The sequence below is a fragment of the Microlunatus ginsengisoli genome, from assembly GCF_039537205.1.
GTDB classification, from domain to species: Bacteria; Actinomycetota; Actinomycetes; order Propionibacteriales; family Propionibacteriaceae; genus Microlunatus; species Microlunatus ginsengisoli.
Map to the genome: position 1 here is coordinate 1 of NZ_BAABAB010000057.1, position 24,536 is coordinate 24,536.

Here is a 24,536-nt window from a genome sequence, read left to right on the forward strand (position 1 = left end):
ACCACCCTTCTGACCACCAAACCCGAAGGATCACCCGCTACACCACGTCCAGGGACTTGACCGCGACGGGCAGCTTTCGGCGGAGCGTTCGGATCGGGGCATCTCGTGGCCATACCCGGATGCCCTCGCCTTACTCGCAACGGACCTTCACATGATTCTGACCCTTGGGCGCGGCCGATGCGCTGCCGGTCGGTGCGTGCGGGTCTGACCAGGCCCACCGGCCGTTCGATGTCGGGGAAACCAGAAGTTAAATTGCGCCAGCGACCCGGCTCATAGGTCGTGCGCGAATCACTCATAGATGGGTTCGCACGCGAGCGCGTGACACCTGAGAATTGTCGGGTTTATGGTTTAATCGCCCGACCTGTCGCGAGGGGGCGTGCGGGCCGGGACGCGTCATCGTCCGGCCGGTAGCGGAGGCACCCTGTGACACAACGCCGAGGGGCGGCGGGCGGGGGAGTCGGGCTGTCTGGGCGGCGTCGGGTCGCCGTCGTCCTTGCTGTCGTCCTGGCCATGGTGGGGCTGTTGGACCTGGTGCCGGTCAACGCGGCCGCCGGCCCGCCGCAACCACTGACCGTGTTGGTTTCCAGCAGTCCGTCGTCGGGAGTCGTCGTCCGTCCGGGTGCCACGATCACCTATCTGGTCAGGGTGATCAGTCAGGGGCGGGCGCACCCGGGTACGGCCGTGGTGGTCGACTTGACGGGTTTGCTCGATCAGGCCACGGTTACCACCCCGAGCCGGGAACTGGCGAAACACGGCCTGGCGCTGAACGCGCGGACGAAGAAGCTCACGTGGACGCTGCCGGCTGCGATCAGCTCGGGCGCACAGAGGTCGGTGGCCGCCACGTTCGTTGCCACCGTGGGATGGACTGCGCCAGCCGGGACGAAGCTGAGCATCACGGCGGCTCCGAGCGGGGGTCGGTGCGTCGCCGGCGACCCTTGTGCCAGCGCGCTCACCGTGTCCGCTGCACGATCCGGGGCGGCTGCCCCGTCGCCAGTTTCCTCGACCGCGCCCTCCTCGACTGAATCGTCGACCCCGACCGCGTCGCCGACGAGGTCGAGCCGGACTACGACCCCGACCACACCGCCGCCTCCGAGCGCGTCCGAGTCCTCTGCTTTCCCGTCGCCGTCCTCGACTTCGTCCGCTGGTCCGTCCGGATCCCCATCGGCGCCGCCGGCGACCCCGACCGAGACCTCGTCATCCCCATCCCTCACCGGCAGCTCGACCCCGGAGATCAGCAGCGCATCGCCTGCGCCGAAACCGGTCCCACGCCGGGCGACGACGCTCGCCCCGTCGGGCCGGGCGGCCGGTGTCCGACCCGACACGGTGGTCAATCCCGGGCAGCCATGCCCCACGAGCGCTCCGGCCACCACCACGGTGGTTCTCGGTTTCGAGATCGACGGCAACTGCCAGGTCGACACGGCCGGGAACGTGGATTGGCAGAGCGCGGCGGTGGGTGTCCAGCCGGTCGGGCGGGACGGCCTGAATGATTCCACGCAGTACTCCAACGGAGGATCCGAGGCCAACTGGCCCAACTGGAGTCAGGCGACGGCGATCGCGTCCGGCCAGGCTGACATCAATGACGTGTATGCGTTCGCGACGAAAGCTTCCACCACCAACGAGATCTTGGAGATGTTCGGCTTCAGCCGCGCCGGCTCGACAGGAACGATCGGTTACACCCTCGAGGTAAACCAGGAGCCGAACCGCTCGAACAACCCGGCTATTCCGGAGCGGACACCTGGCGACTGGCGGTTCAACCTGACCCAGAATGGCAGCAACCCGCTTGTCCTGGCCAACTGCGATCGTTGGGCTGCCGTCGGCTCGTCGTTCGGCTGGGTGCCGGCCACGTGTCCGGCCGACCTGGTCGCGGCGACGAGCCGCGACGGCCTCTTTCTCGAGGCGGCGATGAACCTGACCGCGCTCACCGGGCAAATCCCCGGATGCGACTTCGCCGACAAGTTCAGCACGCTCAACTTCCGTTCCCGCCAGTCGAGCAGCTTGACCTCGGCAATCAAGGACTATGTCGCGCCGATCAAGGTCGTGCCGCCGCAGGTCTGCCTGGAGCGGCAGCTGGCAACGTCCGCGACGAGCGCGCCGCTCGGCGGATCGATCGCCGATGCGGCGACGATGGCCGCGACCGGCGACGGGCCGACCCCCACGGGCACGGTGACGTTCCGCCTGTTCGGTCCGTCGGCTGCCGCGGACTGCAGCGGCGACCCGGTGTTCGCGTCGGATCCGGTGCCGCTGGTCGGCGGCCAGGCTCGTTCACCCTCGTTCAGGCCGACCGATGCGGGCACGTACCGCTGGGTGGTGACGTATTCGGGTGACACCAATTATCTGGGATTGACCAGCGGATGCGGAGACTCCGGTGAGACGTCGACGATCAGCCGGGCTGCTGCCACCATCACCACGTCTGCCGGCAGCGCCACCCTCCCCGGAGCCGCCATCTCCGACTCGGCCACGGAAATCGGACTGCCTGGCGGCCCGGTGCCGACCGGCACGTTGATCTTCACCGCCTACGGGCCGACCTCCTCCGACGAACCGGTGTGCGACACCGCCGCCTTCACCTCCGACTCCGTACCACTCCAGCCGAGCTCGCCGAACACCGCGACCGGATCCGCGTCGTTCCATCCGACGACGGCCGGCAACTACTTCTGGCGCGTCTCGTACTCCGGGGACGCGAACTACGCCCCGCTGTCCATCCGGTGTGGCGACGCCGATGAGAAGTCGACCGTGAACAAGGCGTCGCCGGCGATCACGACGCTCGCCACCTCGGCGATGCCGGGACAGACAATCTTCGACGGTGCCACCCTGACCGGATTCCAGTCACCGGTCTTCGGTACGGTGACGTTCCGGCTCTACGGCCCGTTCCCCGGCTCGACCGGGCCGGACTGCAGCGACGCGAACCTTGCGTTCACGTCGGCGGATCATCCGCTCATCGAGGATCGCGCCGGGCTTTCCACGGCCCGGGCAAGGTCGGGCCCGTTCACCATACCGGCGGGCGCGTTGGGCATGCGCTACTTCTGGGTGGCCTCCTACACCGGCGATGCCAACAATGATCCGGTCAGCAGCGAGTGCGGCGATGCCGGTGAGACGTCGCTGGTCCGCGGCTCGGTCCCGACGATCGCGACGGACGCGACCGCCGCCGTCACGCTCGGCGAGCCGATCCAAGACACGGCGACGGTTTCCGGCCCAGCGGGGGAGCCGACCCCGACCGGAACCGTGCAGTTCTTCGCGTTTGCACCAGCGGACACCGGATGCCAGGGGATCCCGGTGTTCACCTCGGATGAGGCGCCGCTGGTGGACGGTGGGGCCGGCTCAGGACCGTTCGTTCCGACCGCGGCCGGAACATACCGCTGGATTGCGATCTATTCCGGTGACGACAACTACATCGCCCTGACCAGCCGTTGCAACGCCGATGGCGAGGCCTCGGTCGTGAACAAGGCGCCGGTGTCGATCACCACGTTGGCGAGTGATGTCGTGCTCGGCAGCTCACCGCACGACACAGCGACCAACGTCGGCGTGACCGGCGTTCCGGGTCTGCCGGCACCGACGGGGACCGTGACATTCAGGGCATTCGGTCCCTCGCCCACCCCGGACTGCACCGGCGAACCCGCCTTCGGCCCGGTGACGCTCGACCTTCAGCCGACGCAAGGCACCGCGGCGTCGACGGCGACCGCGTCGTTCGCACCGCCGCCCGTGGCCGGCAGCTACTACTGGGTCGTGTCCTATTCGGGCGACGACAACTACGAGGCAGCCCCGGACAGCGCCTGCGGCGAAGGCGGCGAAACCTCGACGGTGCTGCCCGCGCAGCCGACCATCGCCACCACCGCAACCAGCGCCACGCTGCCCCAAGCGTCCGTCTCCGATCAGGCGACGGTGACCGGAGTGCAGGACGCCCCGACCCCGACCGGGACGGTCACCTTCCGACTGTTCGGCCCGTCGGACACGCCGGCCTGCGGCGGCGCCCCGACATTCGGGCCCGAGGCGGTGCCGCTCGCCGACGGTGGCGCGACCGCACCGCCGTTCGCGCCGACGGTGGCGGGCCACTACCACTGGCTGGTGGACTACTCCGGCGACAGTAACTACACCCCGGTGACCAGCGTCTGCGGCGATCCGGACGAGGTATCACCGGTGACGAGATCGGCCGTGTCACTTACCTCCTCCGCGACGAGCACGGACCTCGGCGGCACGGCGAGCGACATCGCGACCCTCGTGGGAGCCGACGAAACCGCGCCGACCGGGACGGTGACCTTCACCATCTACGGCCCGACCTCGTCCGACGTCCCGGTCTGTGACGCAGCCGACATCGCGTTTGTCGACACCGACGTAGCGTTGCAGCCAAGCCCGACCGCCGCCGCGACCGCGACCGCGACATCCTCGTTCAAGCCGACGAGCGCGGGCCACTACTTCTGGCGCGTCGCCTATCCGGGCGACGCCAACTACACCGGGACGACCGCCGACTGCGGCGCCCTCGGCGAGACATCGCTGGTGAAGGCCACGCCCCACATCGAGACGGAGGCCACCGCGGCGGTGACACTCCCCGGGCGCGCGATCGGTGACGTTGCGATGCTGACCGGCCTCACCTCCCCGGTCTCGGGCACCGTGACCTTCAGGCTGTACGGCCCGGCCGCGTCACCGGATTGCACAGGTACGCCGATATTCACCTCCCCGGATGTGGCCGTCGGAGCCGACGACCAGGCCCGCTCGGCACCGTTCACGCCGACTCACGCCGGAAACTACTACTGGGTTGCCACGTTTTCCGGCGACGCCAACAACGCCGCGGCGACGACGCTGTGCGGTGATGAGCAGGAGACGTCGACGGCGACCAAGGCCTCCCCGACGCTGACCACGCGCGCAGTCGCGACCGCGACGGTATCAACCACCTCTGCCCACGACACCGCGCAGTTGCACCGATTCCAGCCCCCAGCGATGGGCACGGTCACGTTCCGGCTGTTCGGGCCCTCGCCGGCACCAGATTGCACGACGCAGGTGTTCGAGCGCACGGTCCCCATCGCGGCGGACGGGACGGCAACGTCACCGGAGTTCCTGCCATCGAAGCCAGGCACCTACAACTGGACGGCGACCTATTCCGGTGATGCAAACAACGCCGAGGCAACCAGCGAGTGTGGCGCCGACCAAGAGACAACCGTCGTCGACCAGCTGGTACCACCCGGGCCGCCATCGTCGCCGGCTCCGCCCCCAACCGCGCCCCCGCCCCCAACCGCGCCCCCGCCCCCGCCCCCAACGGCTGGGCCACTGGCATCCACCGGCGCCGACGTCACGCTGGGCACGGTGGGAGCCATGGTCGCGTTGACGCTGGGAGGGGCAGCACTGCTCCTGGCGTCCCGAATGCGTCGACGTCACCGCTCGGAACCCGACAGAGCTGACAGCAGCTAGCTTGACGGTGGTGTGTGATCAGCCGCCCCCATCAAACTGCCTGGGAGCATCCGGCCTTGCTTCGCTCACGATGTCTTCCGCCGACAGTTCAACCCGTCCTGTACTTCGGCAGCTTCCCGGCCGGAAAGATCGACAATGCGTATTGCTGGTAACAGCACCTATTCGAGGGAGGCGAATGCTTCCGGCGACGAGGATGATCCGGCAACCGCGCTTGACCCTGTCACCGGCGGAGCTGTGTGACCTGCTAGGCCAGCTTCCCGTTTCCATCTCTGCACGGTGCTCGTTGAGAGCCGGGCTTCGTCGGCGACGGAGCGCACCGACCCCAACCGAATGATCGGAAACACCGCCGGATCAGGCGGAGCCGCACCTCGACGCGGTCTCGGCCAGGACGGTGGTGAAGACCTGGACCGCGGGTTGTACGAGGGGTGTCGCGAGACCGGCGAAGCCGAGCAGATAGCCGGCGGACGGCTGGGAGAACTGGTAGGTCGTCTCGAGGAGGGAGCAACGCAGTCCCCGTCGTCGTAAAGCAGCGTCGGTGTCGTACCCCGAATCCGGGGCGCGGTCGGCGCGGACGGTGAGGTGCAGTCCGGCGACGGCGGGCAGACGCCGGTAGCGGGCTGGCAGAGACTCGGCCAAGGCTTCCCACATCAGCCGGCGCCGTTCGGCGTAGACGGCGCGGGCCCGCCGGAGGTGCCGGTCGAGGTATCCACCGGTGATGAACTCGACAAGGGCGGTCTGGGTGGTCGTCGGCGGAGACCAGTCGGTGACCTGCCGGATGGCGCGCAGCGCCGGCAACAGCGTCGCGGGCGCGATCACGAAGCCGAGCCTCAGTCCCGCGGATAAGGTCTTGGCAAAGGTGCCGACGTAGAGCACCCGCCCGTCCCGGTCCAGCCGCTGCAACGGCTCCAGCGGCCGCGCGGTGTGCCGGAACTCGCTGTCGTAGTCATCCTCGATCACCGCCGCCCCGTTCGTCCCGGCCCAGTCCAGCAGCGCGTACCGACGGCGACGGGAGAGCACCATGCCGAGCGGGAACTGGTGCGACGGGGTGACGTAGATCAGCTTGGCTTGGGCCGGAAGTGCGTCGACCACGATGCCCTCGTCGTCGACCGGCACCCCGGTCACCCGCAGACCGTGGCTGCAGAGCAACTCGGCCACCACCGGGTAGCCCGGTTCCTCCATCGCCACCGTGTCGCCGGGCTCGAGCAGCACCCGAGCGATCAGGTCCACCGCGTGGCCGGCCCCGGCGGTGACGAACACCTGGTCCGCCGTCGCGACCACGCCGCGCGATCGGACGACCAGTGGGCGAGGGCGGCGCGCAGCTCCGGGGATCCGGCCGGGTCTCCGTACTGGCCGGGCGATAGATCCAGGGCCGCCAACACGCATCGTCGCCATGCGGCCATCGGGAACAGGCTCGGGTCCAGCCGTCCCGGCCGGCAGTCGTAGGTGGCGGTGACGTCGGGATAATCCGCCACGGCTGGACCGCGGCCGCCCGGGCCGTCGGCTGCAGGGCGGCCGGTCTGAGTCGAGGCGGGACGGGGCCCGGCGTCGCGGCGACCATGCTGCCGCCACCGGCGCGGCCCTCGAGGTAGCCCTCCGCGACGAGCCGGCCGTGCGCCTCAGTCACGGTCGATCGCGAGATGCCGAGGTCGTTCGCGATGGTCCGCGAGGGTGTGAGCCGATCGCCCGGGTCGAGTCGGCCGTCGGCGATGGCGTCGCGCAGCTGGTCGTACAGCTGGACAGCCCGTGGCCGGTGGTCACGGGGATCGAGGAACACCTCCACTCACTCAGTCTGCAGCGCCAATTTGGTCTGGTCGATGTTGTCCATCTTGGACCTTTGGTCCAGTCCATTGCCGATCGTACGGTGGATTGACGAGACAGGATCCAGGCCGCGACGAAGCAGCGGCTGGTCCGACATCGGCCGGTCGATCGGGCTGTCCGCCCGCCGGGCGCGACGCCCACCGATCGCGACGAGATGTCCACCGATCAGACACCGAAGGGGGTGCAAGGCGCATGGGGCGCGTGGTCTTCGACATCAGCATGTCCCTGGACGGCTACATGACCGCCACCGGACAGACCGCGGAGGAGCCGTTGGGCCCGGGAGGCCAGCGACTCACCGAGTGAGCATTCGGTGCCGACGAGCGGAACCGCGACTACCTCGCCACCCAGGTGAGTGGTCTAGGGGCGGTGATCACCGGCCGGACGACGTACGACACGTCGCTGCCGTGGTCGGGTGCGGACGGACCGAGCGGGCCGGACCGGCGGCCGGTGTTCGTGCTCACCCATGCAGCACCGGGGGATCCGCCGGACGGCGGCGTCTACCGCTTCGTCACCGACGGCGTGGAAAGCGCCTTGGACCGGGCCCGGGCCGCCGCCGGCGACCGGATCGTCTGCATCATGGGCGGCGCGAACGTCGGGCAGCAGTTTCTGACGGCCGGTCTGGTCGACGAGATCTCGGTGCACCTGGTCCCGGTGCTGTTCGGCGCCGGCACCCGCATGTTCGACCACCTCGGCCTGCGGCATCGCCAACTGGAGGCACTCGAGGCCGTCGCCACGCCCACCGCCATCCACACCCGCTTCCGCGTGATTCCCGAATGACTCCTCCCGCCGCCGGCCGCCCGGGCCACCGCGCCAAGACAGCGAAGGAAGGAAATGCCTGTGAACACCGATCGGGCAGCGTCGCATGTCCCCGTGTCGCCGTCCCCCTGATGCAGTTGACGACCGGCTTCTGGGCGTTCAAGACGCTGGCCGCAGCGTGGGGGTGCGATCAGGGTCGTCTGCGTAAGCGCTTGTCAGCGATGGCGGGGATGGCGGCGTCGAAGTTGTCCTCGGGGTTGAGGTCGCCGCCTGGTGCGACGATCTGGTCGATGCTGTCGAGAGTCTCGTCATCGAGCACGACGTCGGCGCCGTCGATGAGATCCTCGAGCTGGTCAAGGGTGCGGGGCCCGATCAGGACAGAGCTGACAGCCGGGTGGGCGCGGGCGAAACCGAGGGCGAGGTGGCTCATTGGCAGACCAGCGTCGTAGGCGAGATCCCGCAGTTGATGCGCCGCCCGTCTCTTCGCCTGGTTGGCGGGGGTGTCAAGGTTGAAGGCCCGCGGCTCCAGCTGTGCTCGTGTCGAAATTGCCGGGTCGGCCCCTGAGAGCCAGCCGCTGGCGAGCGGAGCGTAAGTGATCGCCGTCATCTTCAACTTCTGGAGAGTCGGAAAGACGTGACCCTCGGGTCGGCGGTTGAAGATCGAGTAGCGCGGTTGTTCGCTCACGAATCGCCGGTGTCCGCTTTTTTCGGCCGCCCACTGTGCAGAGACGATGAGTTCCGCCGGGAAGGTCGACGTACCGATCGCACGGACCTTGCCGCCTGTGACCAGGTCGTCGAGCGCGGCGAGGGTCTCATCGATGTCGGTGTCGAAGTCGGGACGGTGCATCTGGTACAGGTCGATGTAGTCGGTGCCGAGACGACGCAGGCTGTTCTCCACTGCCTGCTTGACCCAACGTGCCGATCCGCCAGACTGGCCGCCTTCCGGTCCCATCGGCAGTCCGAACTTCGTCGCCAGTACGACCTGGTCACGATGCCCTGCGATCGCGAGCCCGACGACGCGTTCGGACTCGCCCAAGGTGTAGACGTCAGCGGTGTCGATGAGATTGATTCCGGCATCGAGGGCACGATGAACCATCGCAATCGCCCGCTCTTCGCTGGGTCCGCCCGGGAACCCGAAGTTCATCGCGCCGAACCCGAGGTCACTGACCTCGATGCCGGAGTCGCCCAGCCTGCGTTGCTCCATCACTGTCCACCCTGTGTGTGCGCGGTGGGAGTCGGCGGCGAGGCCGGCCGCCGTTTTGTCGAACCGCTGGCGTAACGCAGGCAGATCCAGGCACCGGCCAGCACGAGCGTCGTGCCCAACACCGAGCCGAAGGTGAGCGACTCGCCCCGAAAGGCGACACCGACAGCGAGCGCGACGATCGGCGCCACATAGGTGATCAGGCTGGCACTGTGCGCGCCGGCGGTCTTGATGAGGGCGAAGAACGCAGCGAACCCGCCGGCCGTGCAGGCGGCGCCAAGGAGAACCATCGCCACCACCCCGCGGACACTTGCCGGGGGCATCCCGTCGACGAAACCAGCCACCACCACGGCGATCGGAGCCGCGACCACCAGCATCGCCGCAGCTATCGGCAGACTCGGCTCAGTGGCGAACCATCGAGCGACCAGGACCGCTCCCAGCCCGTAGCAGGCGGCCGCCGCGACCAACAACCAGGCACCAACCCCGGCACCAGGTGCACCGAGAAGCACCAGCACTCCGGTGAAACCCAGCACCGACCCCGGCACCAGGCGCGCCCACGCAGACGCCTTCCCCCGCACAATCAGCCCAGACCACACAAGGACGAAAAACGGCTCCAGCGCGATCAGCACCCCCGCCGTCCCCGAGCTGACGCTCCGCTCAGCGACCGCGATCAGCGTGAACGGGATCGCCACCTCAACCAGGGCGAGCACCCCAACCCGTAAGGGGGTGCGGTGGATCAGCCGTGCCGCGTCACCGCCGACCAGGACCATCAGCACCGCTGCCCCCACGACAACACGTGACGCGACCAAAGCGAAAGCACCCACGCCAGCGTCGAGCGCTTCTGCCACAAGGAGATACGGCACACCCCAGAGCAACGACACGGCGGCGAACAACACCCACCCACGAGCACTCAACTGATTCCCTGCCTTCTCATGACTATCACCATATGAATCAGATACGTCTTAGAGGTAGCCAGCATGAATCAGACTGGACCGCAATTGTCAGCCGTTCGTTCCGATTTTGCCCTCTAGACTGGACGAATGGCCGAAGTCGATGAAACGGACTGGCATCTGCTCGGTCTCCTGCAAGAAGACGCCCGTCGCGGCTACCGAGAACTGGCCCGACAAGCCGGCCTCTCACCCGTCACCGTCGCCAACCGCGTCCGCCGGCTAGAGAACGCTGGTGTCATCTCCGGCTACCACGCCCGCGTCGACCCGACAGCCGCCGGATACGCGGTGACCGCATTCATCGTGGTCGACACCCGCGGACGCCGAGAGTCCCTGCGTGTCGCCGACCTCGCCAAGGCCCACCCCTTCGTGCTCGAGGATCACCGAGTCACCGGATCAGAGGACCACGTCCTCAAAGTGGTCGTACCCCGCCTGGCCGATCTTGAGCCCTTGATAGACCAGCTCAACGAACTCGGCAAACCAGCCACCACGATCGTGCTCAGCTCGCCCAAACCATGGTCGCCGATCGACAGTCCTCAGCCGATGAGCAATCACTGAGCACGCTGAAGCGAATACCTTGAGCTGACTCCGTCGTCTCGAGGGGCCGCTGCGGCCCGCGTTGCTGGGGTAGCTGGCGTAGTCAGCGCCGGCGGCCCTGGCGGGGTGGGGGCGGTGCCGCGTTCGTGCCGAGTCCGTTGGCGAGGATCGCCGCGGGTGCCCGCTGGACCATGTCGCCAGGCGGTGTTGCGGTCTGCACGCGCGGAGGATCCGATCTGTTTCACCATACCGAGGCACTGAACAGGTGGAGTGGTTGGCTTGGCTGCAGGTCAGGGAACAGCCACCGCTAGGCCAGGGAACAGCCACCGCTGTTCAGCATGACGGGCCTCGTTGCGGTGGTCGATAATCTGCGCCAGGTGGTCATGGACGACGGATGAAGGTCAGAGTCTCACCGGATGCAATTCGTTCTGTATTACATTCGATAATGCAGAGAATCGAATGTAATGCCGTCTCGGCCCCGCATCGTCGTGCAGGCGATTTTGCCGCGGTATCGACTCGTCGTGGCATCCGTCGGAAGCCCGCCATCGTACGGTTTCACGGCGCCCACGCTGACGGTGATTCGCGTAGGATGACCCTCCGTCAGACTGTCGTGTTGGGCGGCTTGGGTGTCCGATGCGCACCGGTCGGTGTCGGGGCTCAGCGGCTCGCCGATCCATATTTGATCCCCCCAAGGCTCGTCGGAGAGCGTTTGGCCTGGTCAGGTACGCATTGGGCGGAGGTCTGTAAAACCGTCGGCATCGCCTACGTTGGTTCGAACCCAACACCTGCCACAGAAGAAGAAAAAGGCTCCGACCAGGCCATATAGTTGGTCCGGCGACCGGTTCGATGTCCGGTGGTTGGCGGCTGGAGCCGGATGAATCCGGATGTTCCACCCCAATGCCACCCCAAGGAGTCAGTCCTCGGTGGCTTCCAGAATCTTGCGGAGTGTGTCGGCCTGGGTGCCATGGACGCACTTCGCGTAGACGCGAAGCAGCACGACGACGCCGTGTCCGGCCCATTCTGCGACCTGCACGGGGTCGTTGGTGGCTCGGAGCCAGTGGACACGGCGGCGTGTCGGAGGCTCTAGGGAACTTCCATCAGCGGCGACGCTGCCTCCTCCGGGGTGAACGCGGCCGTTCGGGCGTCGTGAAACACCTTCAAGTACATCCGGTCGGTGACTGGTCCGCCGGCGAGGCTGCTGAAGACTCGGCTGTTGGGTGCCGCCATGACGTAAGACTGGACATGGGTGCGGAGGATGGCGGCGAGCTCGGGGTGTATCGGGACCTGTCGGGTGTCACCCACGGCGCGGTGCTTCAGGGGAGCCTGTTCGCGGACGTCGCCTGAATCCGTCCACCGACTGCCGGACCGCACTTGAGAGTGGGTGAGTTGCATCTGGCCCCATTTACCGGCTTCGTCTGGCAGGACGAGGTTCTGGCGTCGCAGTTCGGATGCTTCCTCGGGTCGGAGTCCGGCGTAGTAGAGGGTGGCGAAGAACGCCATCATGCGTTTGCCTCGCTCGCCTTGGCCTTCGACCGCGGCGAGAAAGCGTCGGGCTTGCTCTGGGCTGATGACGACTCGGGGGTCGACGGATGACACGGTGCGAGGGCGTTTCCAGGTGATCAGACTCATTGGGTTTGGGCAAGGACGCCGGACTCGATTCCGTACTGCATGACATTGTGGAGAACCATGCGTTTCCGGTTGGCTGTGTTGACGGCAGCTGGCTGGCCGGACTTCTTCTGGCTCAGGCGTGTGAGGGCGGCGCGCATCAGCTGGGCGGCTCGAACGCGGTCGGCGAAAGTGGTCATCTGGATCGTGTTCGCGCGGAGCCAGCGAAGCGTGTTGACGAGGTCGCCCGGTTCGGCGGGATTGCGAACACGGGTGCTGTAGACCCATTGGAGTGCGGAGCGACGGTCGTCGCGCTGCGGCCCTGCGTCCTTCGTGAACATGACTTCTGCGACGTCGACGAGCGCCTCGGCCACGCCGCGCCTCGAGTTGGGCGCAAGTTGTGCCCAACGCGCATCCACATACGCGACCCCAGTGTTGTTGTCCTTCTACACCTTTTGGCGTAGCCAAATTCATCGCCTGCTGGGGCCGTTTGTGTTATCCACCGGCATTCGAGCCAAGGAACCTTCGCGGTTCTCCAGGCCGCGAAGAGAGTGGGTGCCAGCGACACTTCACGCTGAACCAATCCACCCATCCGGACGCTGCCCGGTATCAACACGGGCGCTGCGACTGTCTGGAAGATGTCGGTCAATTCCGGCTCACCCACCAAGACGGTCAGTGACTGGCTGACCACGATCCAAGGAGGTCCACGATGGACTCACGCGTGCCCAGGCACGTAACAAAGGCAGCCACGGGGGCGGCGCTGGTAGCGGGGCTCGTCGTCGCGTTGACCGCGGGCACCGCCCAAGCCGGTCCACAGCCGGCGGGCGGCAACCTTGGCGTCAGAAGCGACCGCGTCATCCTGAAATCAACCAAAGTGGGGGCGGCGGCCACGGCGACTCTCTCGCTGTCCGCGACCGCGCCTCGAGTGGCCAACGGGGCCGCCGCCAAGGTCAAGGCACAGTACCGTTGCCCACGCGGCTATGACGGCTATCTTGAGATTCAACTCGTCGAAGCGACTCACGGTCACGTCAGCCAAACCGATGGGTTCAATTCGAAGGCGCTGACCTGCAACGGCGCGACCCAGCAGATTACCATTACCGTTGTCGTCTCCAACGACTACGCGCTGACCGCTGGCAAGGCATTCGGCCATGCCATTCTGGACGCCTCCAGCGACACCGACGAAGCAACCGCAGCGACCGAACGAACGATTACCGTCACGTAGCGTCTAGACAGGTTGCCGGAGGGAACTCCCCTCCGGCAACTCGCCGCCGCGTATCGGCATTTCCGACGGTCGAATGAGAAAGCAGTCGATCAAACACCTCCGAACAAGTGCACCTCCCGCCCGGCCCGTCGTGGTTGATCTCGCGGCCGAGGGTCCACAGCACCCAGTGCGGCAGCCGGATCGTGCCGTCGGGCGGCCCCCGCATTGCGTCCAGGCTGTCGACCACCGCGTACGGTTCCGCGTCACGGAAGAACACTCGATCCTCCGCGACCGGCTCACAACTCATCGGCGCCTCGTCTCGCCGCGACCGTACACACCGCGCCGACAACCCCACCCGACAAGCCGGACCGCCAACCGCGACAGACGTAGTCGGCGCCGGCCGCACAGGATCATCAGCGAGCAATTGAAGGTTGTTGAGCGGGTCCTGGCCCGGGCCACATATCGGCAAGGTCAGAGTTTTCGCACCGGATGCAATTCGTTCTGTCTTCCATAATGCAGTGAACCGAGGTAATAGACGGCTCTCCACAAGTGGGACGAGACCGATCCTCCCCTGCCGGGACGCTCAGCCCGGCGACCGAGTGGTCACACGCGGCTCGGGCGGAGAGTCTCGCGGAGGGCGCCGGCCAGCTGGGTTGCTGTCTGGGGCGGGTGGAGCGGTGGGGAGGTCGGCTGCTCGGGCGGTGAGGGGCGGGGGGCGATCGATTGGTTGGTGAGGGCGGCTACGCCTATTCCCTGGGTCGGGACGACCTCGAGGGCGCAGGAGTAGCCGGGCACCTCGCCGTTCTTGTACAGCATCCGGGTCGGTCCGCTGCCGCCGCCGATCAGCGGTTGTTGCCATCCCAGTCCCATCAGCATGTCGTGTGTTGAGTGGCAGATGGGGTAGCTGCCGTGGTCGGCGCGGATGAGGAGCAAGGCGTCGGCCAGCTCGGTGGGCAGCGGGAGGGAGGGGTCGGCCAGCGTGGCACGCAGGAAGGTGATCATGTCCGACGCGGTGGACTTGAGGTCGGCTGGGATGGTGTCGGTGGGCTGGTTGGTCTGGTCTTGCCAGACGTAGCCGGTCGCATAGGGGACGGCCGGGTGCGCCGTCGTGGATTGCAGGCCGAGGGGAGCGGTGACCTCGTCGGCGAGCAGCGTGTTGTAGGCGTTCCCGGTCATTCCGAAGAGTCCGGAGACGGCGAAGCCGAGGGTGACGAATCCGCGGTTGGAGTAGCACCAGCAGGCGGGTAGATCGGGCGGAGGTGCGTAGGATCGCCAGTAGTCGACCAGCCGCGCCGAAGCCGGTTCGTCGTCGAACAGCTCGACACTGACCCCTCCGGCGAGATCTTCCATGCCGGAGGTGTGCGTCGCGAGTTCGAGCAGGGTTACGCGGTGCAGGCCGGCGACGGATGCGATCGGCGGGTCCAGATGAAGATAGTCGGAGACGCTGTCCGAGAGCGACGCACGGCCTTGGACGACGGAGAGTGCGGTGAGGAGGCTCGTGAAGAGCTTGGTGACCGAGCCGATCGGGAAGGGTGTGCTCGCGGTGACCGGTTCGTCGGTCCGAAGGTCGGACCGTCCGGCGCAAGACGCGTAGCCTGCAGCCAGGTTCGGCGACCGCAGATCGACGACCGCCACCGCTGCACCGGGCACGCTGGTCGGGCCGTTGACGTAGCGTTGCGTGACGGCGTCGATGGCGTTACGGACGTCGGCTGGGTTGGTCGGCGTCCGGGGAGCGGGTTCAGGCATCGGTCGGGCTCGCGGATGGGATGCGGTCTATCGAGTCCCCAGCGAGCGGCAGTTCCGCGATCTGGTGGCAGACGTATGTGCCGCTGCCGACCGGGTCCGAGGCGATCGCCACGACGATGTCGGACCGGTCGCTGGGCCCGGTGCCGGGGATGTCACCTCCGCTGATCGGCCTGGACAGGGCTTTGGTGATGTCCGTGATGTGTTTGTGCTCCCAGCAGACCAAGACGGTATGCCTGTTCTTTGCGAGCAGCCAGGGGCCCGGCTGACCTTCCGCTTCCACATCGAGGGTGACGGTCGCTGATCCCCCAGCGGTGGCGACGTACCGGTGGACTGGCACAGTGCCTGTGAGTACAGACAACCCGGACGGATCGTCGTGATCGGGCGGCTTCTCGCTGTGCCTGATGATGGAGATGGCGTCGGGCGCACCCGTCGCTGTGGTATGGGCGGGTGCGCCCCTCGAATCGGTCGTCCCGATCGAGGTCGCCTCGGTCGAACTGCTCGGGTCGCTCTGGGGCATCGATGCTCTCCTTTCGCGCGCCACCTCATCATTGCCGTTAGTCTCTTCACCACGCGAGGCCTCCTCGAAGCCTGCTTCAAACGGGCAGCCCGTTGTCGTCGGTGGCCAGCGATTGGGTCTTGAACTTGGTGAGGAACGCGTTCAGCTCACCGTTTGCGGTTTCGATGATGGTTGCGCCGTCCTGCCAGATCCCGTCGAGGTGCTGGAACTGGCCGGGTGGGTCGCCTTGGTTCATGTGGATGTCGTGCACCCCACGTCCGGTGTTGTACGGGGCGCCGAAGACGTAAACGCGTCGACAGTTGGCAAGTCGCAGTTCTAGCCGGTCAAGCGCGTTGTCGGCGGTGCTTTCGATCCAGCCAAACCTCGGCGAGCGAAGCATCGCGTTGACCAGGTCGACCAATGGGCTGGCAACGACGGCGAAGCAACCGCCACCGCTCACCAGCGGCGAACGCAGATAGTCCAGGGCGCCTGAGGTCGGTGTGCGCGCCAGTGCGTGCCAGCCCGCTGGGAGCCCGCTTACCGAGGCGAAGAGATCCGGGGAAAGGTTGCGTACCTCTCGGTACTGCACCGGCACACCGCTCGGGGTGGATACATCAACCGCGCACTCGTACTCGCCAACGGGAGCTTCGACATAGAGCTTGCCGTGATACCAAGACCTGAAGTTGTTCGGGTCTTCCCGGGCGAATCTGATCAGCGTGCCGATCAAGACCCCATAAGCGGATAGTGGCATGGCATCTCCTATCAACCGTCCCCTGACATGCTATTTGGTCGCCCCTCGCCAGATTTCGGCCGCAATGTCCGTATACGCGTACCGGGTGCTGATCATCACAAACGCCGGTACGCGTGAGCCGGCGAGACCCCCGCTGTCGTTGGTCTGCTACGACTCGGGAGGGGCCCGACCGGCACCCAGCAGATCGCCGCCCCCGCGCTCACCTGGACCGATGCCGGGCTGGTCACCACCTGCGCCACCGAAGGCCCTCGATCGGCTTGTGGGCTGTCGTGGTCGCGCCGGTCACTTATCGTTCGGAAGGACGGTCACGGCGTGGTTCCACGCAGCCGTGACCTTGCCGTCGTTGGTTGGGTTGTCCTGGCTGTCTGGGTATCAGGTCGGTTATTGGGTGCGGATGAGCGAGATATCGATCCCGCTGGTGGTCGGGACGAGACGATCAACGAGCGGATGGACCGGAACTGGAACGAGTTGCTGCAGGAGATGCGGGTGAGCAGACCGGCACCCAGATCCTTAGCGGGTTTTTGTTGACGATTGCGTTCCAGCCGACATTGCGCAGGCTGCCGGCTTTCGACAAGTTGGTGTACCTGTTCTTGGTGCTGGCGGCGACGGTGACTACGGCGTTGGCGTTGGCTCCGGTCCATCAGATCGCGCATCTGTTGCCGCGGTCCGCACTGCCGGGCTGGCGTTGGTGATGACCGGGGCGGTGTTGCTCAATTCGATGTGGCGACCGGCGACCGGGGCTTGGCAGTTACCGCGGCGGCCGCGGTGGCGGTTCTGCTGATCGCATTGGGCGCGGTTCCGACGGTCCTTCGCAGCGAGGGTCCGGGCCGTGCTCGAACGTGCCGCAACTCGCTGACGCGTTCATCGGGGATAGGCGCCGGCCGTGCGGCCGGAGGGTATCGGACCGAGCTGTTGCTCAGGTGTCAGGGCGCAGGATTCAGGGCAGCGAGTTGGTCGTGCTGAGCGCAGTGTCGATGCGGACCAGTCCACGGCCGAGCATGGCAATGTATAGGCGGAAACTGTCGGTGGTACCGGTCAGGTACGCCGAGTACGGGTAGGCGACGAGGTCTCGGAGGGATCGCACACCAGCGAGTGCGCCTGTGCCACGGAGGTCGTCGCCGATGGCGTACCAGTTCGCCCCGGCGTTCGGGCTGAACGCGAGCCCGCCTGGAAAGGTGACCGCCAGGCGCATCTGGTCATTCGTCGGCGAGAAGGTCACCGATTGCAGTGGTCCGCAGCGGATGGTGCCTTTGCTGCGTTGGAAGCCGAAGCTGTACTCGCCGTTGTTGGTGGCCCGCGCCTTCAGCGCGGGCTCCTCGTGCCAGGTGGTCCCGCCGTCCGTCGAGCTGCGGATCGTTGAGTTCCCATGGGCGTCGTCCCACACGTACAGCTGGTTGCGGTTCCAGGGGTTGACGTGCAGTGTCATCGGTGCGGTCGGTTGGCCGCGGTTTGTGTCGCCGGAGCAGAGGGTGAACTCCTCGAAGGTGGCCGATGTCGGGTCTATGTCGCTGCGCAGCAGTTCGTTGCCGTGGCTGGTGGAATGCAGGATGTAGATGCGAGGGTGGCGGTGGCCGCCGCTGGCGGCGATGGCCAGCACGCTTCCGGGTGCGAATCGAGGGTTGGTCTTCACGCCCGTCACGTACCGCCAGGTCCGCTGGACTGCGCCGCCCGGAAGTTGGCTGGTCCGATCGGACCGGACGATCTGGGCGAGACCGCCCTCGTCCGCTCCGTTGTTGATGGTTATGTAGTCGCCAGCCGAAACGGGTTTGTCTCCGGTTGGTGCAGTCAGGATCTGGGTCAGGCCGGGATTTTGGGGTGGCTCGGTTCCTCCCTCCGGTGCCAGCGCGGTGAGGCTGCCCGATCTTGCGCCGCGGATCGCGTAGTACCTGGAGTCTGCGCCGCCGGCGGTGAGACGAAGCGGTGAAGGTGATCGGTAGATCGCGACGGTGCCGTTTCGTGCTGCGGCCACCTGGCCAGGCACCCGGGGGTCGACGAGGGCGACGCCAGCATCACCCAACAGGTTGCCCATCGATTCCCAGGTGGCTCCTCCGTTCCGGGAGGCCCACAGGTCGTTGTCGCCGGCCGGGAGATACAACGAGTCGACGTCGTCGACGGTAACGCCGGCCAGGTTCGCACTCTTGTACGCGTGCAGCCCGTGCATCGCGGTGACCCATTGCCTACCGTGGCGGACCGTGATGCCGCCGTCGTGAGCCAGGTAGATGGCCGGGCTCTCCGAGCTGGTGCCGTAGTCGGCTGAGAACGCAATCGACCAGGTATCGCGGTGGACGTCGGCTATCTGCTCGAACTCTCCATTGATCTGCGGGCTGCGACGCGGATTGATCACTACGGCCTGACAGAAGTTGAGCCCGTCGCCGACGATGATGTCGTAGCTGCCGTCGGGGCGAAGTCCGGGCGGTGCGCCCACCACAACGGTTCCGCTACCACCGGGGTCAGGCAGTGTGCCGACCCTGACCGCCGCGCTCACACCCACGTCGACAGACCAGAGCTGGAGGATGCTCGTCGAATCTCGCCCGGTGGTGCCGAGTACCAGTACGGGATGGATGCTGCCGGGTACGACCGGTGCCAACGTCAACACCGATGCGACGAAGTCATTCGGCAGCCCGGCCGAGGCGACCCATGGGCTGGCATCGTTTCCGCGGGCTCGCAGCAGTGACTCCACACCGGCGGCGTAGACCGTGTTCCCCGCGCAGCCGATGATCGTGTCGCCGACGGAGACGACATGCGCCAGGGCCAGGCCGGGTCCGCCCAGCGTGGTCGACGGGCCAGGCACCAGCAGCCATTGCCGGGGTGAGTCGAACACCGGCCGCGTGGTGTCGGCGACGAGCAGCCCGTTCGCGGTAAGTAGCCACGGATGGTCCCCACTGGTCGGGCCGCCCGCGAAACCAACCGTGCCGTAACGCTTGCCCACCGGGACCGGGAGCGGCACCCGCCGCCAAGTCAGCGCGGCGTCGGTCGACAGGTAGAGCCCGGTTGTCGGGCCACCGGGCCGGAAGTCTTCGAACGTTGTGTACAACAATCGACGGTGATTGCGAGGATCGATCGCGAGCACTGGCGGGGCCATACACGAATTGCCGTTGCCAAGGCCCCGCGCAGATTGCCGCCAACTGCGTCCCCCGTCGCCGGAGGTCCAAGTCCCGGAGAGCTCGCCGGCGGCATACAGGCGCAGTCGGTCCTGCGGGTCGGCGGCCACGGTGACGATCCGACCTCCGGTGTTTTGGCCGCCAACCTGCATGCCGAAGGGAAGATCGGGTGAGACGTCGACGATGGTGTCCGGCATCGCAGCGCTGCTGACTAGCCGTCGACGAGACAACGCGGAGCGCGCCGCCGCACCGTGGCCAACAACCTGAGGCCCGGGGCGACCGGATCCGACATCTGCGACAGCACCATCGCAAACCTCCCTTTCCCGCCGCAGCCCGCCTCGGCCGACACGAGGGCGATCCCCATCGACGCGATCATGGCCGCGTCCGCACAGACACCGTCGACGATCTCGCCGGTCGGGTCTTGCCAGGTCGGGTCTTGTCAGAACCGCAGCCGCATCGGCCGCACTCTGACTGCATGGCGGTGATCGCCTCCCTCAACAGCATCATCCTGCGGCTGAAGTCTGGCGTCGAGACCACGCTGCGGTTCGTCAGGTCGTGCAGTCCGTCACGAGTTCTCGGCCTCGTCGCCGCGCTCTCGAACGACCAACAGTCCGTCGGTTTCAGCTGGGCGGTGGCTTGGTCGTGTGGCGCCCTGGTTGAGCAGGCTCGCAGGCTTGACACCGTGGGGAGCGGTCGTCGTGTCGGCGTCCTCTCGAGACGTCCTTTTCGAGGGGCCATGGGGAGCTTCGCTAACAGGTCGCGTACTCCGGCAACCTGATCCCGGCAAGACGCCGAGAACCAAGATCACGACAACCGGTCACACATGGGCAGGACGCAGCCGAAGGCGATTGACGCAGTTGACACGGTATCGGTCGAGGAGTACTACGAACGATGGGCGGTGTGTCGGTTTTGAGGGCGGGAGCACCGAATGGTTCGGGTGATCGTTGAGTTCGTGTTGGCAGCGATGTTCGGTGTTCTCGCCGTGGTGACCGCGGTGAACTCCGAGTGGATTGAAGAGGTGTTCGGGATCGATCCGGACGGCGGGAGTGGTGCCCTGGAGTGGGCTATCGTGGCGGCGTTCGGTGTGCTCGCGCTGGTTGCGGCGGGCTTGGGGACGAGAACGGTGGTCCTGCGGGCACGATCCTCCTCGGCGTGACCCGACCCTGCGTCGGCTCGGAGTCAGCGCTATAGCCGTCACTCATCGCTGAGCACACGTCCAGCGACGTGACGGATCGGATCCAGCAGAAAGGCATCCGGACATGGAGTTGATGCGTTCGGCGGCTCGGGCGCCGCGGCGCGTCACCTCCTGACGAGGAAGGTCCGTTGATGGCAACAACGAGGAAGACCGCGGCCAAGAAGGCCGCGCCAGCGAAGAGGACGAGCCGATCCCGCGCATCGTCAGGCGAACGAGCTGACGCGGGGGGCGGAGCGGCTCCGCCGCCGGAAGGGGAGGCGCTCGAGGGCGCTGCCGGCCAGCCCGATGTGGTGTTCGTCGGCACCGTCTTGCAGACGGCATCTTCGAGCGTTGCCGAGGTCGAACCGGCGGCCGATACCGTGGTGGCTCGGGTTGATCAGGTGCTGTCGGGCGCGCCGGCGTTCTTTGATCATCTGGGGGAGCCGGTCACGGTCGCACTCCCCGACGGTGTTGAGGTCGCCGAGGGGGACGTGCACGTGTTCCAGGCGATTGCCTGGATCTTCGGGACCGGTCTCGCCGTGCGGGCGGTCGCCGTGGGCGAGGAGGCCGCGTCTGCGGCGGCTGCCGCGTCGGCCGATGGAGTGTCGGACGGGGAGGAGCGCTTGCGGCGCCGGATGGGGAGCGCGGATCGTGTCGTGGCGGGTGTCGTCCGGCAGGTGAGCCACGTGCCGACCGCCGAGGATCATCCGATCACCGAGCATGACCCTCGGTGGCAAGACGCGGTCGTCGAGGTGCACGGCCAGCTTGCCCAGGATGCGGAGGCGCCGTCGGAGGTGACGGTGCGTTTCGCGGCAAGCCGAGATGTCAGTTGGCGCGATGCCCCGAAGTTCTCGGTGGGGGAGCGCGGCGTGTGGCTGTTGGGTGCTCCGCAGCCGTCCGCGTTGATGGCTGTCGCCGACGAACTCCCCGCCGATCACTACGTAGTGGTGAACCCGGACGACTTCAGTCCGGCCGGCGACGCCGCGACGCTGATGGCCGAGATCGGTGAGGGAGGGGACGCGAAGTGATCAGTGTCGTCAACGTCGTCCCGCAGTCGCTGAGCGGAGAGACGAACCAGGACAGCGAACCGAGCATCACTGTCAACCCGGCGAACCCCGACGAAATCCTCATTTCCGCGTTCACCCCGAACCCGTTCAGCTCGGTCGGCAACGCGCCGGTGTTCGTGTCGACCGATGGGGGGTCGACGTGGTCTTTGAACATCGTGGTGTTGAGCCAGTCGTCGACCGGCGACATCACCACCAGCTTCGGTGGCGGTGGCCGGCTGTACTCGGGGATTCTGCGGCGACCGGGCAGTCTCCGATTGAACATTGCCCGCGGCACGTCGAGCGCGTTGGCGACCGCGTTCGTCGACCGGACAAACGTTGATCAGCCGTTCACCAAGGCCGGCATCGTCGGATCGGGGGCGGCGGCAGGCCAGGATCGGGTCTATGTCGGCGTCAACGACCTGGCCCTGCGCACGACCACCGGACGTACGGCCACCGTCGAGGTCAGCCTTGATGCGGGGGCGGCAACGCCGTCGTTCACGAGCCATCGGATCGAGCGGCGGGGAACCGGCACGGCCGGGCAAAACGGCCCACAGATTCGGCCGGCGGTGCACACGGACGGCACCATCTACGCGGCCTTCTACGGTTGGCGATCCTTCTCGTCGGCCAATCTCGTCACCTCAGACATCGTGCTGGTCCGAGACGACAACTGGGCGAGCAGCGGCACGACGTTCGACGACCTTGTCGACCCGATCGACGGGGTTGCCGGCAATCGGGTGGTGCAGGGCGTCTCGTTCACCTGGAACGGAACGCTCGGCAATGACCGGCTCGGCGGTGACCTCGCCATCGCGGTCGATCCACGCAACTCGGGCACCGTGTATCTGGCGTGGTGCGATGTGCAGGCCGGCGTGTACACGTTGCACATGCGCCGCTCGACCGATCGTGGGCTTACCTTCTCCGCCGACCTGCGGACCCTGTCGAGGGCGAAGAATCCGACGCTGGCGATCAACGAGGACGGGCTGGTCGGCTTCGCCTACCAGCGGGTGACCGGAACGGGCTCGGCCCAGCGGTGGGAAACCCACCTCGAGACAAGCTCGAACGCATTCTCCACCTCAGACGATCACCTCTTGTCGACGACGCCGTCCAACACCCCCAGCCCGACGTTCCTGCCGTATCTCGGCGATTACATCCACATGGTCGCCCACGGCAAGTCGTTGTTCGGCGTGTTCAGCGCCAACAACACGCCGGACACCGCGAACTTCCCGCAGGGCGTCACCTATCAGCGCAACCATGACTTCGCCACCCACCAGCTGTTCGCGGTCAACGGCACGACGCAGATCAACGCGTCGATCGATCCGTTCTTCTTCAAGTTCACACCACAACTGCCGTTCACGCAGTTCACACGATTCACCCGTTTCACGGAATTCACCCGCTTCACCGAGTTCACCCGATTCACCGATATCACCAGGTTCACCCGCTTCACCCCGTTCACCCAGTTCAGCCGGTTCACGCCGTTCACGCGATTCACGCCGCTCACCCGGTTCACCGGCTTTACGCTGCCACCAGGCCCGGGCCCCGGCCCGGGACCGGACCCGGTGCCGTTCATCCGGTTCGGTAACGCGGTGTTCACCCCCGACCGGCTCGACGTGGCGAACTTCGACGTGCTTGCCGGCGCCGCTGGCGAGCTGGCGGCCGTGGGCATCACCGGGCTGCACCAGTTGGCGACCGCCGACCCGGTGCTCCTCGCCGGGATGACCGGGTGGTCGCGTCTGGATGCCGTGGAAGCGGTCCGAACCGCGCAACGGCTCCTGCTCGGCCTGTAGTCGTGCCGATCCGCTCGCCGGCGGTCGGCGCGCTGTATGTGCCCGGTCGGTTCAGTGTCGTCATCCCGACCCGCAACGAGGGCCGCATGCTGGCGATGACCACCGACTCGGTGCTCGACGCGACCAAGTGGCCCGATGTCGAGGTGGTTGTCGTGGACGACGGATCCACCGATGACAGCATCGTCGGTTACCGCCGTAGCCCGGATCCCCGTCTGCGGATTCTGCGCGCGGCGGGACTGGGTGTTGCCAAGGCGCGCAACCTGGGCGCCCAGTACGCGCGTGGCGAGTATGTGGTGTTCCTCGATGCGCACTGTGTGGTCAGCCCGAACTGGCTCGACCGTTTCGCGCTTGCCCTCGCCGAACCCGACGTCGCGTTGGTGTCGCCGTGTTTCACCCGTTTGGAGGCACCCGAGCCGCGCGGGTGCGGAGTGTTCTTCGGCGACGCTGGGCTCGAGCAGCACTGGTACCAGCCGTGTGACAGCACCATGGCCTACGACGTGCCCTTGAACATCGGCGCATGCCAGGCGTTGCGTCGCGACGTGTTCGACGGGCTCGGACGATACGACATGGGATTCAGCAGCTGGGGCTTCGAGGACGTCGAACTGTGTCTGCGAGCCTGGTTGTTCGGCTGGCGGGTCCAAGCTGATCCGATAGCGACCGTCGGGCACCAGTTCCGCGAGCAGCGCGGCTACGAGGTCGACGACGCGGACATCGTCTACAACTTCGTCCGGATGCTCGCCCTGCATGTCGACGAGCCCGAGTTCTCGGCGATCTTGACGGCCCGCGGCCCCAACCCGAACATCCCCGTCGCTCTAGAACGAATCGCCGCCGACGGCACACTCGAGCAGCGACAGCGGTATGACCGCATGCGCGTCCGAACGGCACGCTGGTTCTTCCACCACATCAACACCACCCCGTCGGCGTCGGCGGCGGAACCGGCTGAGCCCGTGTAACGCTGTGCTGGCAACCCAGCGGGTTG

18 protein-coding genes and 2 pseudogenes are annotated in these 24,536 nt (G+C 66.8%); 9 read left to right on the forward strand and 11 right to left on the reverse strand.

Annotated features, from left to right (window positions below; all coding sequences use genetic code 11):
• Nucleotides 1–710: 710 nt before the first annotated feature.
• A complete protein-coding gene (locus tag ABD747_RS26275; RefSeq protein ID WP_344810123.1) occupies nt 711–1,322 on the reverse strand; it encodes a hypothetical protein in 612 nt (203 codons plus the stop codon).
• 52 nt (nt 1,323–1,374) lie between these two features.
• Here ABD747_RS26275 and ABD747_RS26280 point away from each other — a divergent pair, with 52 nt between their 5' ends.
• Entirely contained in the window at nt 1,375–5,397 is a 4,023-nt protein-coding gene (locus tag ABD747_RS26280; protein WP_344810124.1) for an Ig-like domain-containing protein, read from the forward strand.
• 351 nt (nt 5,398–5,748) lie between these two features.
• On the opposite strand, the gene ABD747_RS26285 is transcribed toward ABD747_RS26280, so the two are convergent.
• Together ABD747_RS26285 and ABD747_RS26855 are read right to left on the reverse strand one after the other, a co-directional pair.
• Nucleotides 5,749–6,675 carry an aminotransferase-like domain-containing protein gene (locus ABD747_RS26285; RefSeq protein WP_344810125.1) on the reverse strand — a complete coding sequence of 309 codons (927 nt, stop codon included), beginning with the start codon at nt 6,673–6,675 and terminating at the stop codon, nt 5,749–5,751.
• 334 nt (nt 6,676–7,009) lie between these two features.
• A pseudogene (locus tag ABD747_RS26855) lies at nt 7,010–7,177 on the reverse strand (GntR family transcriptional regulator); the annotation flags it as partial.
• 485 nt (nt 7,178–7,662) lie between these two features.
• Here ABD747_RS26855 and ABD747_RS26290 point away from each other — a divergent pair.
• Complete coding sequence (locus ABD747_RS26290; RefSeq protein WP_344810126.1) at nt 7,663–7,992, forward strand: dihydrofolate reductase family protein; 330 nt, start codon at nt 7,663–7,665, stop codon at nt 7,990–7,992.
• Between the two features lie 169 nt (nt 7,993–8,161).
• Here the strand turns inward: ABD747_RS26290 and ABD747_RS26295 are convergent, their stop codons facing one another.
• The gene (locus ABD747_RS26295) at nt 8,162–9,175 is read right to left on the reverse strand and encodes an aldo/keto reductase (RefSeq protein WP_344810127.1); all 1,014 of its coding nucleotides are present in this window, start codon (nt 9,173–9,175) and stop codon (nt 8,162–8,164) included.
• On the reverse strand, nt 9,175–10,068 hold the full coding sequence (locus tag ABD747_RS26300) for a DMT family transporter (protein WP_344810128.1): 894 nt from the start codon (nt 10,066–10,068) through the stop codon (nt 9,175–9,177). The genes ABD747_RS26295 and ABD747_RS26300 overlap by 1 nt, the downstream gene beginning before the upstream one ends.
• 144 nt (nt 10,069–10,212) lie before the next feature.
• Between ABD747_RS26300 and ABD747_RS26305 the strand changes: the two genes are divergently transcribed.
• Nucleotides 10,213–10,677 carry an Lrp/AsnC family transcriptional regulator gene (locus tag ABD747_RS26305; protein ID WP_344810129.1) on the forward strand — a complete coding sequence of 155 codons (465 nt, stop codon included), beginning with the start codon at nt 10,213–10,215 and terminating at the stop codon, nt 10,675–10,677.
• Nucleotides 10,678–11,739: 1,062 nt separating this feature from the next.
• Here the strand turns inward: ABD747_RS26305 and ABD747_RS26310 are convergent.
• Nucleotides 11,740–12,285 (reverse strand): hypothetical protein, encoded by a 546-nt coding sequence (locus ABD747_RS26310; RefSeq protein WP_344810130.1) that lies wholly within the window; start codon nt 12,283–12,285, stop codon nt 11,740–11,742.
• Complete coding sequence (locus ABD747_RS26315) at nt 12,282–12,635, reverse strand: hypothetical protein (RefSeq protein ID WP_344810131.1); 354 nt, start codon at nt 12,633–12,635, stop codon at nt 12,282–12,284. The genes ABD747_RS26310 and ABD747_RS26315 overlap by 4 nt, the downstream gene beginning before the upstream one ends.
• A 335-nt stretch (nt 12,636–12,970) precedes the next feature.
• On the opposite strand from ABD747_RS26315, the gene ABD747_RS26320 reads away from it, so the two are divergent.
• On the forward strand, nt 12,971–13,483 hold the full coding sequence (locus tag ABD747_RS26320; protein ID WP_344810132.1) for a hypothetical protein: 513 nt from the start codon (nt 12,971–12,973) through the stop codon (nt 13,481–13,483).
• Nucleotides 13,484–14,065: 582 nt separating this feature from the next.
• Here the strand turns inward: ABD747_RS26320 and ABD747_RS26325 are convergent.
• From ABD747_RS26325 to ABD747_RS26335, 3 genes are all read right to left on the reverse strand, one after another.
• Nucleotides 14,066–15,208, reverse strand: a complete 1,143-nt coding sequence (locus ABD747_RS26325) for a serine hydrolase domain-containing protein (protein ID WP_344810133.1) — start codon at nt 15,206–15,208, stop codon at nt 14,066–14,068.
• On the reverse strand, nt 15,201–15,725 hold the full coding sequence (locus ABD747_RS26330; RefSeq protein WP_344810134.1) for a hypothetical protein: 525 nt from the start codon (nt 15,723–15,725) through the stop codon (nt 15,201–15,203). Before ABD747_RS26330 ends, ABD747_RS26325 begins: the two co-directional genes overlap by 8 nt.
• A 76-nt stretch (nt 15,726–15,801) precedes the next feature.
• The gene (locus tag ABD747_RS26335; RefSeq protein WP_344810135.1) at nt 15,802–16,455 is read right to left on the reverse strand and encodes a DUF2278 family protein; all 654 of its coding nucleotides are present in this window, start codon (nt 16,453–16,455) and stop codon (nt 15,802–15,804) included.
• A 480-nt stretch (nt 16,456–16,935) separates the two neighbouring features.
• On the opposite strand from ABD747_RS26335, the pseudogene ABD747_RS26860 reads away from it, so the two are divergent.
• Nucleotides 16,936–17,147: pseudogene (locus tag ABD747_RS26860) on the forward strand (DUF6328 family protein).
• A gap of 245 nt (nt 17,148–17,392) precedes the next feature.
• Here the strand turns inward: ABD747_RS26860 and ABD747_RS26345 are convergent.
• The gene (locus ABD747_RS26345; RefSeq protein ID WP_344810136.1) at nt 17,393–19,753 is read right to left on the reverse strand and encodes a beta propeller repeat protein; all 2,361 of its coding nucleotides are present in this window, start codon (nt 19,751–19,753) and stop codon (nt 17,393–17,395) included.
• A 740-nt stretch (nt 19,754–20,493) separates the two neighbouring features.
• On the opposite strand from ABD747_RS26345, the gene ABD747_RS26350 reads away from it, so the two are divergent.
• The 4 genes from ABD747_RS26350 (at nt 20,494) to ABD747_RS26365 (ending at nt 24,510) form a co-directional block, all read left to right on the forward strand.
• Entirely contained in the window at nt 20,494–20,712 is a 219-nt protein-coding gene (locus ABD747_RS26350; protein WP_344810137.1) for a hypothetical protein, read from the forward strand.
• Nucleotides 20,713–21,041: 329 nt separating this feature from the next.
• Nucleotides 21,042–21,758: a hypothetical protein gene (locus ABD747_RS26355; protein ID WP_344810138.1), complete on the forward strand. Its 717-nt coding sequence runs from the start codon at nt 21,042–21,044 to the stop codon at nt 21,756–21,758.
• Complete coding sequence (locus ABD747_RS26360) at nt 21,755–23,557, forward strand: hypothetical protein (RefSeq protein ID WP_344810139.1); 1,803 nt, start codon at nt 21,755–21,757, stop codon at nt 23,555–23,557. Before ABD747_RS26355 ends, ABD747_RS26360 begins: the two co-directional genes overlap by 4 nt.
• Nucleotides 23,494–24,510 carry a glycosyltransferase family 2 protein gene (locus ABD747_RS26365; RefSeq protein WP_344810140.1) on the forward strand — a complete coding sequence of 339 codons (1,017 nt, stop codon included), beginning with the start codon at nt 23,494–23,496 and terminating at the stop codon, nt 24,508–24,510. The genes ABD747_RS26360 and ABD747_RS26365 overlap by 64 nt, the downstream gene beginning before the upstream one ends.
• Nucleotides 24,511–24,536 lie beyond the last annotated feature (26 nt).